This window comes from Paenibacillus xylanilyticus, assembly GCF_047246825.1.
Lineage (GTDB): Bacteria > Bacillota > Bacilli > Paenibacillales > Paenibacillaceae > Paenibacillus > Paenibacillus xylanilyticus_B.
This window is the reverse complement of record NZ_JBFOLB010000001.1, coordinates 1,098,238-1,109,894: the sequence shown is the minus strand read 5'-3', so window position 1 is coordinate 1,109,894 and position 11,657 is coordinate 1,098,238. Positions and strand designations below refer to the sequence as shown.

12 protein-coding genes are annotated in these 11,657 nt (G+C 43.3%); 7 read left to right on the top strand and 5 right to left on the bottom strand.

Annotation, left to right across the window (positions count from 1 at the left end):
* Positions 1-90: 90 nt before the first annotated feature.
* A complete protein-coding gene (locus AB3N00_RS04680; RefSeq protein WP_413033535.1) occupies positions 91-885 on the top strand; it encodes an SDR family NAD(P)-dependent oxidoreductase in 795 nt (264 codons plus the stop codon).
* Between the two features lie 84 nt (positions 886-969).
* Here AB3N00_RS04680 and AB3N00_RS04675 read toward each other — a convergent pair whose 3' ends face one another.
* On the bottom strand, positions 970-2,031 hold the full coding sequence (locus AB3N00_RS04675; RefSeq protein WP_413033534.1) for an S-layer homology domain-containing protein: 1,062 nt from the start codon (positions 2,029-2,031) through the stop codon (positions 970-972).
* Between the two features lie 340 nt (positions 2,032-2,371).
* On the opposite strand from AB3N00_RS04675, the gene AB3N00_RS04670 reads away from it, so the two are divergent.
* From AB3N00_RS04670 to AB3N00_RS04660, 3 genes are all read left to right on the top strand, one after another.
* Entirely contained in the window at positions 2,372-2,950 is a 579-nt protein-coding gene (locus tag AB3N00_RS04670) for an esterase/lipase family protein (protein WP_413035188.1), read from the top strand.
* Positions 2,951-3,100: 150 nt separating this feature from the next.
* On the top strand, positions 3,101-3,697 hold the full coding sequence (locus AB3N00_RS04665; protein ID WP_413035187.1) for a sugar O-acetyltransferase: 597 nt from the start codon (positions 3,101-3,103) through the stop codon (positions 3,695-3,697).
* Positions 3,698-3,805: 108 nt separating this feature from the next.
* On the top strand, positions 3,806-5,242 hold the full coding sequence (locus AB3N00_RS04660; protein WP_413033533.1) for an amino acid permease: 1,437 nt from the start codon (positions 3,806-3,808) through the stop codon (positions 5,240-5,242).
* Here AB3N00_RS04660 and AB3N00_RS04655 read toward each other — a convergent pair.
* The gene (locus tag AB3N00_RS04655) at positions 5,235-5,861 is read right to left on the bottom strand and encodes a LysE family transporter (protein ID WP_413033532.1); all 627 of its coding nucleotides are present in this window, start codon (positions 5,859-5,861) and stop codon (positions 5,235-5,237) included. The two genes, AB3N00_RS04660 and AB3N00_RS04655, sit on opposite strands and share 8 nt — an antisense overlap.
* 134 nt (positions 5,862-5,995) lie before the next feature.
* Between AB3N00_RS04655 and AB3N00_RS04650 the strand changes: the two genes are divergently transcribed.
* Genes AB3N00_RS04650 through AB3N00_RS04640 form a run of 3 tightly spaced genes read left to right on the top strand, consistent with a single transcriptional unit; the run spans position 5,996 to position 9,961 of the window.
* The gene (locus AB3N00_RS04650) at positions 5,996-7,609 is read left to right on the top strand and encodes a spore germination protein (RefSeq protein ID WP_413033531.1); all 1,614 of its coding nucleotides are present in this window, start codon (positions 5,996-5,998) and stop codon (positions 7,607-7,609) included.
* 13 nt (positions 7,610-7,622) lie between these two features.
* Complete coding sequence (locus tag AB3N00_RS04645; RefSeq protein WP_413033530.1) at positions 7,623-8,837, top strand: Ger(x)C family spore germination protein; 1,215 nt, start codon at positions 7,623-7,625, stop codon at positions 8,835-8,837.
* 20 nt (positions 8,838-8,857) lie between these two features.
* The gene (locus tag AB3N00_RS04640) at positions 8,858-9,961 is read left to right on the top strand and encodes a GerAB/ArcD/ProY family transporter (protein WP_413033529.1); all 1,104 of its coding nucleotides are present in this window, start codon (positions 8,858-8,860) and stop codon (positions 9,959-9,961) included.
* An 89-nt stretch (positions 9,962-10,050) separates the two neighbouring features.
* Here the strand turns inward: AB3N00_RS04640 and AB3N00_RS04635 are convergent, their stop codons facing one another.
* From AB3N00_RS04635 to AB3N00_RS04625, 3 genes are all read right to left on the bottom strand, one after another.
* The gene (locus AB3N00_RS04635) at positions 10,051-10,362 is read right to left on the bottom strand and encodes a spore coat protein (protein WP_413033528.1); all 312 of its coding nucleotides are present in this window, start codon (positions 10,360-10,362) and stop codon (positions 10,051-10,053) included.
* A gap of 13 nt (positions 10,363-10,375) precedes the next feature.
* The gene (locus tag AB3N00_RS04630) at positions 10,376-10,567 is read right to left on the bottom strand and encodes a spore coat protein (protein WP_175396556.1); all 192 of its coding nucleotides are present in this window, start codon (positions 10,565-10,567) and stop codon (positions 10,376-10,378) included.
* A 104-nt stretch (positions 10,568-10,671) separates the two neighbouring features.
* Positions 10,672-11,511: a manganese catalase family protein gene (locus tag AB3N00_RS04625; RefSeq protein WP_413033527.1), complete on the bottom strand. Its 840-nt coding sequence runs from the start codon at positions 11,509-11,511 to the stop codon at positions 10,672-10,674.
* Positions 11,512-11,657: the final 146 nt, after the last annotated feature.

Here is an 11,657-nt window from a genome sequence, read left to right as displayed (position 1 = left end):
CTATCCTTATCGGGAGCAGAAGACGGAATAACCAATGAATGATTCCAGTCAGCTTGCCGTACATGCCAAACGATCAAGGAGAAATGAAAGATGGATATGGGATTACATCAAAAAACCGCTCTAGTAACAGGATCAACGAAAGGTATTGGGAAGGCAATCGCGTTTGAACTTGCCAGAGAAGGAGTCCATGTACTCGTCAATGGCCGGAATGACTCAGAAGTAGAAGCAACCGTTAATGAATTGAAGACAAGATATCCGGAAACATCACCGAAGCATGCAACCGCTGATTTGGTTGACATAAAACAACGAGAAGCTTTATTTGAAAAATACCCCCATGTGGATATTCTGGTTAACAATATGGGCATTTACGAACTCATGCCGTATGAGGATGTGGACGATGAAATCTGGGATAAATACTTCCGTACCAATGTTCTTGCGGCTAACGGACTATCCAAGTTTTACTTGCCGAAGATGTTAAATAATCAATTTGGTCGCATTATTTTCATAGCGAGTGAAGAAGCGGTAATGCCTTCAGGCCAGATGCCCCAGTATTGCATGACGAAATCCATGCTCCTGTCTTTGTCCAAAAGTTTATCCAAATTAACAATAGGAACAGAAGTAACGGTCAATACCATTATGCCTGGTCCAACCCTCTCTGAGAATGTAGAGCAGATCATTGAAGGATTGTATCCGGATGAAGAGTTGGATTTTTTGGAAAAAGAGAAACGATTTATGACGACAAACTTGCCTCAATCCGAAATACAGCGATTTATCAAACCTGTTGAAATAGGCAGACTCGCTGCATTTGTATGCAGTCCTTATGCATCCGCATTTAAAGGTTCTCCGATCCGTATGGATGGAGGAATGATTCCAACCATTTATTAATATCATCAGTCTTTAGGCAAAAAACCACTGAAAATAAATTCAGTGGTTTTTTGTAATATGTGAGAATCCGAGACGTATTATGGTCTATTCCTCATAGGGTAAGATGGCATAGATTTTCCAACTGTTATCATTCATTTTTTTGAGTTTGTACAATCCGTCCATGGAGACCGTCTCTTCTTGCTGATCCTCACCCGAATTTATCGTTATTTTCATCTTGCCGCCAGATGCTTCCAATACAGCATAACGGTTCGAGTTTTCGATAACGGAAAAGTCCGGCTGGGAGAGCAATTCAATATCCATTGATGTTTCTTCATCCAGTGTAGAGGTGAGATCCTCCAATGACGTAAAACTGTTAGAAAGCTGATACCCTGTGTAATACGTTGCGTAGGTCACGGACAACTGATCATAGTTGTGTTCTGACATGGCTTTGATCTCCGATTCCGTAGCATTGGAAGCGATCGTCGTCAGTTCCGCGGTATCAGGGAGCCCCGTTTGCTCCAACTTTAGAGCACGCTCCAACATGACTACAGCTTGTGCACGTGTAGCCTTCGCAAACGGCTGGAACGTAGTCGCTGTCATGCCTGAAACAATACCGGCCTGGCTTGCTTTGGAGATGGCGGCAGATGCATAGTAGTTTGGAACATCCTTGAATGTTTTGGCTGTGCCTTTAAATTCAACGGTGCTGGAGAACGCCCTAACGACCATTACCGCAATATCGCCACGCGTGATTGGGAGATCAGGACCGAATTCCGTACTGCTTACGCCTCCAACGACACCGAGCGAACTGGCAATTCGAACGGATTCAGCGTACCATTTGCCTGCCTTTACATCACTGAAGGTTTTCCCTTCCGTTGTGCTATGTAGTCCTGCAGCCTGCACAAGAATAGCTACAAATTCTGCGCGGGTAATCGGATGGTTGGGCTTGAGAGCCACCTCGCCATTGCCCAGAGCATATCCGTTAAGGAGGTCGGCGTTAACGAAATTGTCGAGCGTCTCGTATGCCCAGTGGCCGTCAATATCTGTGGGGAAATACAAATCGAGTGACTTGTATGAATCGGCAGCATGGACGTTGCTCCATGAAAAAGGGAATACCACAAGAATCATGGCTAAGAAGAAAAGGGTGATACGTTTAAACAGTTGTCTCATCTAGGAAGTTCCTCCTGTAAATTGAAATTTGCCGTCACTCAGCATAACAGAGAATGAGAGAGATATCTAAAGGAAATCTTTACTATTCATCAGTGTCTACTATATAGTGGCTGCTAAAGGTCATATAAGAGGTTTATAGAGAGATCAGATCCTTGTGAATCTATTTAAATCAATAGGGTTCAGACGTCGTATAATCAGCAATTACTGCAATTCTTAACTGTTAAAATTGAGACCAAAGGTCCATTTATATACCAATTATTTACTTATATTATATAAACTATAAACTATAAACTATTACAGGAGAGTGAAGTGAGTGAAAAAGAGTAAATTGATTTTTATTATGGTTATGAGTATGATTTTGGCTATCTCGATACCTGGTATCGGTCAAAGTTCGAAGGCTCTAGCTGCAACAGAGCGTACACCTGTAGTCTTTGTTCATGGATTAACAGGTTCCGATAGCAATTTCACTTTTATTGAGAGTTACTTACGCGGTCAAGGTTGGTCTAGCAATGAGTTATTCGCGATTGATCTGCCTAGTAAACAGGGAAACCAATTGTTAAATTCGGCTGCGATCAGTCAATTCGTAGACAATGTGCTTCGTGAAACAGGCCATACCAAAGTCAATATTGTCGCTCATAGTATGGGTGGGGCGAATAGCTTATATTACATACTGAACCGGGGTGGTTTATCCAAAGTGGACAAGCTGGTAACCTTGGGAGGTGCCAATCGGTTGACTACAACTTCGGCGCCACAGGGAGTTGAGGTTACTTCGATCTACTCTACAAGCGACACGATTGTATCTCCTGCACTTTCCCGATTGACTGGAGCGAATAATATACAGGTTTCGCTGGTTTCCCATATAGGTTTGCTCTTCAATTCAAGAGTTAATGCCCTAATTAAGACAGCACTAAGTGAATAAAAGCTAACAGCAGATGTATGTAACATGAGTGACTCGTTAAAGGTTACTCATGTTTTTCTTATAGTAAGTGTTATAATATAGACGTTTATACCCTCATACATAGAAGTTTTGCATTGAAAATAGACCCAGGTAAGGAGCCTTACTTTAATGATGACCGAAAAAGAAAAAGCACAAAAAGGGCTGTTGTACGACAATAATAATGATCCACAGTTGGTAAACGAACGCCTTGAAGCCAAAGAGCTGTGTTACGACTACAACCAGTTGCGTCCACGAATGATTGCCGAAAGAGAAGTCATTCTGAAAAAATTATTAGCGAAAACCGGTAGCAAATTTCTAATAGAACAACCTTTTTTCTGTGATCAGGGATACAACATAGAGATCGGAGAAAACTTCTATTGTAATCATAATGCGGTGATGTTGGATGCAGCGAAAATTACATTTGGAGATCATGTGTTTATTGCACCCAATTGCGGATTTTACACGGCTGGCCATCCTTTGGATGCGGAACAACGAAATCAGGGATTAGAGATTGCCCTTCCCATTACGATTGGGAGCAATGTATGGATTAGCGGAGGTGTTTCTGTTCTTCCAGGCGTAACGATCGGAGATAACACGGTTATTGGGGCGGGGAGCGTAGTTAACAGGGACGTTCCGGCCGGTGTCATCGCAGCTGGCAATCCGTGCCGGGTTATCCGAGCGATTACGGAAGCCGACAAAGATAAATATCCAAGAGTAGTGTCACTTTAGTCGCCAATATGGCGGCTTTTTTTGTTTTGCCAACACAGGACATGAAATAGGGACAATTGGGAAAGGCTACCTTGTGCGATCCAAATTATATAGAAGAGGAATGAAAAAATGAGTAAAGCATCAGATGCCTCAACAGAGGAAAAGAAACTAAAATGGTGGCAATTAAGCTTGCTTGGTGTGGCGGGGACCATTGGCACAGGATATTTTCTGGGTTCCAGCCTTGCGATATCCATTGGTGGTCCCGCTGTGCTGCTGGCTTATATCTTGGCGGCACTGGGTACTTATATTGTTTTTGATGCCTTGGCAAGAATGACATCAGACCACCCCGAACAGGGATCTTTTCGTTCCTATGCGAAAAAGGCGTTCGGAAGCTGGGCAGGCTTTGCCAGTGGATGGGTGTATTGGTTTTCCGAACTACTGATTATGGGAAGTCAGTTAACGGCCTTGTCCATTTTTTCGCGTTTCTGGTTTCCGAATGTTCCCCTCTGGATCTTTGCTGCCGGATTCGGGATTGTGGGTCTCTGCATTGTATTCTTCGGGAACAAAGGATTTGACCGGGTTGAAAATGTATTGGCCATCATTAAGATTGCAGCAATCATCATGTTTGTTGTTCTTGCCATTGCGCTTCTCGCTGGGTGGATTGGCGGGACAAAGTACGAGCACAAAGTACCCCTGGCAATGGCGGAAATTTTCCCAAAGGGCGGTATTGGCTTGTGGTCTGCTTTTCTATTTGCATTTTATGCCTATGGGGGTATTGAAGTGCTCGGGATCATGTCTTATCGACTTCAAAAACCGGAAGAGGCACCTAAGGCAGGAAAAGTTATGCTCATCGCGCTTTCGACAGTGTACGTTGTTTCGATCGGACTCGCTTTAACAATGGTCCCGCTAAATGCCTTTAATCCGAAAGAGAGCCCGTTTGTCCTGGCTCTTAGTAGTGATCACTTGGCGTTTGTTCCGCATTTGTTCAATGGTGTACTGATTGTAGCGGGTTTTTCTACGATGACGGCGTCACTCTATGCTGTCACTTCCATGATGCTCACCCTGGCCCAGGAAGGAGACGCCCCGCGATTATTCGCACGGAAATGGAAAAAGAAATATCCATTATTTGCGCTCTCTCTCATTGGCTGTGGGCTGATCGCGACCATTATCATGTCTCTGCTTCTTCCTGGTAAGGTGTATGAATACGTAACGACCGCAGCCGGATTAATGCTCATGTACAACTGGTCGTTTATATTGCTGTCTTCTGGTCGACTGTTGAAAGCAGGGAAGTTCAGCATCGTCAAACGATGGATTGGACTGGTCCTGATTGGCTTGGCCGTTACAGGTACGCTGTTCCATGCCCTCAGCAGACCCGGTTTTTTTATCAGCCTGCTGCTTGTTTTTCTTATTGCCATGAGTGACATCATTGTGCATAAGGTTCGTAAGAAGAAGAAGGGGCACAATCCCTCCAAAACAGATGATGCTGAAGATGAACAGAGCAACAAGGAAGAAGGCCCCAGTTTCCACATTACGGGTATACGGCTTCGCAAAAGTAAACTTAAATAAAAAAGAGAAACTGAATGGCTTTAGCTCCAAAGTAGAGTCCAAAACCAACGAGTGAGAGTCCTGATATGATGGAAATGCCTCTTAGTACTCCTGAAGTAAGGTACTTGCGGAATAAACTTGCGGCGGCTGCCATGAAAATATCCCAAATCAGGATACCGAGGATCACCGCTCCACTGTTAATCAGCGTTTGCTCCACGGTAGAATCATTCACTGCCTTGGCCAGAATGGAGCCATAAATGCCAAGCCAAAACATGATGGATAGGGGATTGAACAGTGACATCAGAAATCCGTGGATGAACGATTTGGATAATGCTGATTCATCTCCTCTCATATCAGACGAAGTCAGATTTCCTGAATTTTTTATAGATTCCACACCGGTATATACCAGAACAAAGAAACCAAATAACCACAGGAAAGCCTTTACAAAAGGAAGATCAAGCAAGTGAATGACACCGAAATAAACGAGAAGCATGTAAATGATATCAGCGGCGATCGCGCCCAATCCAACAAACCAGGCAGGCATGAAGCCACCTCGGACACCCTTGTCCAACTGTGCAGCATTAATGGGCCCGATAGGCGCTGATAGTGAGATTCCCAGAAAAATATAACCAATTAACATGGAACGTCATTCTCCTCCTTTCGTGTACTCTAACAGCTTATTCCATGAACCACATTTATAGGACAACGTTTGTTTATTTGCATATTTTTTTCAGGTCTAATCCATATTAATCGGAAAATAAAGGAGGTGAAAATATGCTCTTCCGGTGGATGAAAAATGTGTTTACATCTCAACCTCAGAAGGAAGTAGAAGCTGGGCAAAATCTAACAAATCACTCTGAGAACTTGGATCCATCACTACAGAATAAACTTAGCACCATAAAGAAAGCATTCGAATATAGTCCTGATTTTGTGATTCGTGATTTCCCTGGATCTGCTGCAGAGGGTACCTCTCTGGCTGTTTGTTATATTGAGGGTTTGACAGATTCCGCCCTGCTAGTTGAACTTATGGAAAATGTCATTCAATTGGTTAACACCTCTCCACCATTTGAAGACCAATCAGCAGATGTATTAGTGAGAAAAATTCTACCCTCAGGAAATATCAAAAGTTTGGATTCACCCCAACGGGTCTATCAAGCCATATTAACCGGGCATGTGATTATTGTTGTAGACGGTGTACAAGAAGTCTTAGCTGTCTCCATCTCCGGAGGGGAAAGAAGGTCAGTGGAGGAACCCACATCCCAAACGGTCGTCAGGGGACCAAAAGAAGGATTTACAGAGGAAATGACGACCAACATTACACTTATTCGAAGAAAGATTCGGACACCTGACCTGAAGTTTCAAATGCACAACATCGGAGAGTACACCCAAACGTCAGTTGCATTGGCTTATATTCAAGGAATCGCCAAACCAGAAGTGGTAGAAGAAGTCACGAAGAGACTTAATTCCATCCGTACAGACAGTATCCTTGAGAGTGGTTACATAGAAGAGTTTATTCAGGACGCGCCTATCACCCCTTTTCCGACCATGCTTAATACAGAGCGTCCGGATACAGTGGCAGGGAGCTTGCTCGATGGACAAGTAGCCATTCTTGTTGATGGAACCCCGTTTGCCCTGGTTGCTCCAGTCACCTTTTTTAACTTTTTTCAAACTACAGAAGATTACTACCAGCGATATGATATTTCCACTTTTTTGAGAATCATTCGGATGATCTCTTTCGCAGTCTCTTTATTATTGCCTTCCACGTTCATCGCTTTAACTACTTTTCAGCAAGAAATGATACCCACCACTTTATTGGTTACTCTGGCCGCTCAACGGGAAGGGGTCCCTTTTCCGGCGTTACTTGAAGCCTTGCTTATGGAAGTTACCTTTGAGGTTATTCGTGAAGCGGGTGTGCGGATGCCACGAGCGATTGGGCCGGCAATATCCATTGTAGGTGCATTGGTAATAGGCCAAGCAGCAGTAGAAGCAGGCTTGGTCTCGGGAGCGATGGTTATTGTGGTATCCTTTACCGCCATTTCCAACTTTGTTATCCCTTATTTCAGCATGGCAACAGCGGTTCGGTTAATGCGTTTTCCATTCATGTTACTTGCAGGTACCCTGGGTTTGTTCGGCATATTGGCAGGCGCTATTCCTCTGTTGGCGCACTTGGTATCGCTAAAATCATTTGGGATGGATTATTTGTCTCCTTACAGTCCATTTTACAAGTCGAACATGAAAGATCTGATCTTGAGGGTACCTTGGTGGGCAATGAAGACAAGACCTGATGAGAAAGCGGGGGCCAATAAAACAAGACAGGCCCCACACCAATATCCATCAGGCTCAGACAATAATTTAGACAGTATCGATGAATCTGATACCAGCGAATAAGGGAGGGATTTCTTTGATTCGTTTATTTCTCTGTGGAATGATACTTTGTTTAGGAATATTCATTGCCGGATGTGGTAATCGTACCGAATTAAATGATCTGGGCATTGCTACCGCCACAGGATTTGACCGTAAGGACGGAAGGTGGGATATTACCTATCAAATCATTGTACCTCCCGCGACCAGTACAACGGGATCATCTGGTGGATCTCAAGCATCCGTGACCACCTTTTCATCTCAAGGGAAAACAATTCGGGAAGCGGTAGCGAAAAGCAGTGTGGAGAACCCCAAAAGATTGTACTTCGCACATACGAACGTCATGTTGATTGGTCAGGAAGCATCAAAATATGGAATTGCAGAAATTATGGATGACTACTATCGCAATGTTAATGCCCGGGAAACGGTAAAGGTGATCATTGCAGATGGAGAGGCTAGAGATTACCTCAAGAAACTGATACCACCAGAAAAGCAACCTGGTCGCGCACTGTCGGAGATCCTGGAACGAAACAATGAGAGGGGATCCTTTTACCCTGTCTTGAACCTGCATGAAGTTGCTTTGAAAATCACCTCTGATAGTGGGGCTGCCGGGATTCCTATCGCCACTGTTAATGGTCAGAATCCTGGTAAATTGGAATCCATCGACATTTTCAAGCAGACCACAACACCAAGCAAATTGAGACTCGATGGATTAAGTGTGTTCAATAAAGACAAGCAAATCGGAATATTGAATCAAAGAGAGAGCATGGGCGTTTCGTGGCTGACGGATCGAATAAACAGGACTAACTTGAGCTATGCAGGAGCACATGGTGAGATTAACTCCTTTTTTGTCAGGAAAGCAAAGGTGAAGGTTATGCCCATTAAGTCAGGCTCTCATTACAGCGTTCATGTAAAGGCGAAAGTTGAAGCTGAGCTTGACGAGAGCACTTCAAAAAAACATATTGTGAGCACAGGTAACGTCAATGAATTGCAAGATCAAGCTGAACAATTGATCAAATCACAGATGCTGCTAGGGTGGAATGCAAGTCAGCGGATACATGCCGATATGCTGGGGCTCGCCAACAAAATACATCAAAGACATCCAAAAGACTGGAAAGCTATGAAAGATAATTGGCCACAGGTATTGGCACAGATGGATATTGACATTAATGTGGACGTTAGCCTCAAACGCGTAGGCTTGCTGCAGGATTCATTTAGCCGATTGCTTCAGAAGGAAAGCGAAGGGGAAAACTAACACCAAGGAGATGGTTAAATATGAATTCAGCCGGGACTCTTCGTGTATCCGAATTGGCTGTTTGTCTTTCCCTTTTTGAAGTTGGCAGCACAACCTTGTTTCTGATGGGCGGTGAGGCCAAACAGGATGCATGGTTAGCCATGCTGACAGGAGCTTTTGTTGGATTATTATTGTTACTCATACATTTGGGGATTCATCATCAGGAACCTGAATTGGATTTGTTCCTGATGCTTCGGCGCTATATGGGAAAGATGTTGGGTACTTTATTAATTCTATTGTTTATAGGTTATTTCGCTTATGAAGCTTCCCGAAATTTGCGGGATTTAGCTGAAGTCACGGAATTGACATTATTGAATAGAACACCAATTTGGGTGATTAGTTTAATTACAATTCTTGTCGTCTCCAACACCGTTCGATATGGATATCGGGTGTTGTTCCTCATGTGCATGATGCTGTTTCCTGTTATGGTTCTGGGCTATACGCTAATTAGCGTTTTGATTCCTTCCACGGGCCTTCTTCACACGGATTTAAGTCTGCCTGTTATGGAGAATGGGTGGGGTCCCATTTTGAGAGCAGCTATCCCGGAAATGATTTCATTTCCATTTGGGCAGGCCGTCTTGTTTCTGGTCTTTTATCCCTATGCCCGTAATGGGAGGAATTTAAATAAAGTGGTAATTGCTGCTTATATTATGACTGCTCTTTCTTTAACATTTATTAATCAACTCATCATTTTCGTCATGGGTCCCCAGATCGCGATGTTTAGCACACTCCCGCTTTTGCAGACGGTTCAATTAATTGATATGACCGAGGTATTTGAGCGCATGGATGCCTTATTTACTTTACTTCTGTTTTTGGGGCTTGGGATCAAAATGGCTGCGTTCTTCCATGGTGCAGTGATTGGACTTGAACGAATAACACATAGAAGTTACAAGAAGTGGGTGTTACCAATGGGACTTGTTTTATATGGAGTTTCATTCCTATCACCAACTTTTACTGAACATATCGAAGTTGGTCGGGGGTTTACGTTGATTTATATTTCTCCTCTTTTTCAAATTTTCCTTCCTGTATTGTTATTGCTCGTTATTCTTTTGAAAAAAAGAATGAAAAACAAAAAAAATAATTAATATCTTATAGAAATATACATTTTGATGGTATACCACCATAAAATAAAAAACGACTCAGTATGACACTGAGTCGTTTTTTTATTGGCCGCTTAGTTTGATTCCACCAATTTTAAAGCCGTATCGGACTTTTTCATATCATGCTCCACTTGTTCTTCAATATTGTAAGGATGATACATTTCGTTTTTGATCATATAATCAGCAATCTTTTGATGAGTCTCGATCGCAGTATCCAATTGGGCTTTCAGTATTTTACGAACTTTTGGGGTTGCCGTTTCGGTAAGAGCGATTGCATAGGTGCGTACGGCGGACTTGGCAGACAGAAGCAAATCGGTAGCGATCGCCAAATCGTCCATCGGAGCGATGGCCTTCACGAGCATTTCTTTCGTTTTGGTTGTAGTCATCAGAATAACCTCCTTATTTTAAAAGGGATTTTAATTCTTCAATTGCTTTGGAAGAGTTGTCCAAATCGTCTTCAATCAAGGACTTCAGTTTCTCATCTTTGACAAGTTCCAGCATCGTTACGGCTTTGGTGGCACATGAAGTTTTGAGAGTAAGCAGTTCATGGATTTCAAGTTTCTCATGTAAAGCAAGTTCCTTAGTCGCCATCACAAGCACCTCCAAATATTTGTCGTTATATTAATACCCTGCATAGAAAGGAAGAAACAAAATAATATTGCCGGATGAAAAGTCAGTAGTTTGCTGGATGAGCACTATTTGTCACTTGCTTTACCATCCAGGTCATGGTGAAGTTCTGTGGCCGGGATAACTGGCTCGTAAATCTGTCCTTTTGGTACAGGATTGGATACATATACATAGTCTCCAGTTCCATCAGGTGCACTTCCTGTAGCCCATAAACCTTCACTGGACTCCGTCCCCTCGGACAGGTTCCAGAACTCGTATGCCTCTGGCTGAGATTCCATCTCTGCCTCAGGAGGGAATGAAGCTGGGACAACGACTCCGTTCTTTTCTTCCAGTTCCTGAATAGCCGCCATCCATTGATATTGATGGTAACGGTCGCGTGCCAACATTTTTCGGAAAGTTGCACGAACGCCTTCATCTTTGGTCATATGATACAGTCTTGCCACTTGTAGACGGCCTTGACTTTCGGCATGCAGGTTAGATCGCATGTCTGCAAGCAAGTTACCGCTTGCCACAATATAGGAACCATTCCAAGGCACTCCATTAGAGTTTGTAGGTAACCCACCAAGACCACTTACCAGCAGATGTTGAGGGTTTATACCTCCCATAATGGCAGCTGTAACGGGATCTTCAGCTGCTTTCTGCTGCTCAGCTGGTGTAGCACCATCCAGTAACTGGCTAATCAGTGCGCACAGCATTTCGACATGGCCGATTTCCTCGGTGCCAATATCCATAAGCATATCTTTATATTTTTCTTCGCCCCGACAATTAAATCCTTGAAAAAGGTACTGCATCATAACGGTCATTTCCCCAAACTGTCCACCCAATACTTCTTGAACTTGACGAGCAAACATGGGATCCGGGCGATCTACTTTTACCTCAAATTGTAACTCTTTCTGATGTCGAAACATAGGAATCCCTCCATTTATTTGTATGGTAGATTAATTCTAAATGTATATAACCTGCTCCCATAATTCTAAACAGAGGGCATAGCAAAAAAAGACAAAGAATGGAGAGAGAAGCATCTCCTTCTTTGTCTTGTCTTCAGATGAGAAGT

Bases quoted from the DNA above. Each gene is read 5' to 3' on its own strand.
- AB3N00_RS04680 (WP_413033535.1), top strand. From the start codon at position 91: ATGGATATGGGATTACATCAAAAAACCGCTCTAGTAACAGGATCAACG.
- AB3N00_RS04675 (WP_413033534.1), bottom strand. From the start codon at position 2,031: ATGAGACAACTGTTTAAACGTATCACCCTTTTCTTCTTAGCCATGATT.
- AB3N00_RS04670 (WP_413035188.1), top strand. From the start codon at position 2,372: ATGGTTATGAGTATGATTTTGGCTATCTCGATACCTGGTATCGGTCAA.
- AB3N00_RS04665 (WP_413035187.1), top strand. From the start codon at position 3,101: ATGACCGAAAAAGAAAAAGCACAAAAAGGGCTGTTGTACGACAATAAT.
- AB3N00_RS04660 (WP_413033533.1), top strand. From the start codon at position 3,806: ATGAGTAAAGCATCAGATGCCTCAACAGAGGAAAAGAAACTAAAATGG.
- AB3N00_RS04655 (WP_413033532.1), bottom strand. From the start codon at position 5,861: ATGTTAATTGGTTATATTTTTCTGGGAATCTCACTATCAGCGCCTATC.
- AB3N00_RS04650 (WP_413033531.1), top strand. From the start codon at position 5,996: ATGCTCTTCCGGTGGATGAAAAATGTGTTTACATCTCAACCTCAGAAG.
- AB3N00_RS04640 (WP_413033529.1), top strand. From the start codon at position 8,858: ATGAATTCAGCCGGGACTCTTCGTGTATCCGAATTGGCTGTTTGTCTT.
- AB3N00_RS04635 (WP_413033528.1), bottom strand. From the start codon at position 10,362: ATGACTACAACCAAAACGAAAGAAATGCTCGTGAAGGCCATCGCTCCG.
- AB3N00_RS04630 (WP_175396556.1), bottom strand. From the start codon at position 10,567: ATGGCGACTAAGGAACTTGCTTTACATGAGAAACTTGAAATCCATGAA.
- AB3N00_RS04625 (WP_413033527.1), bottom strand. From the start codon at position 11,511: ATGTTTCGACATCAGAAAGAGTTACAATTTGAGGTAAAAGTAGATCGC.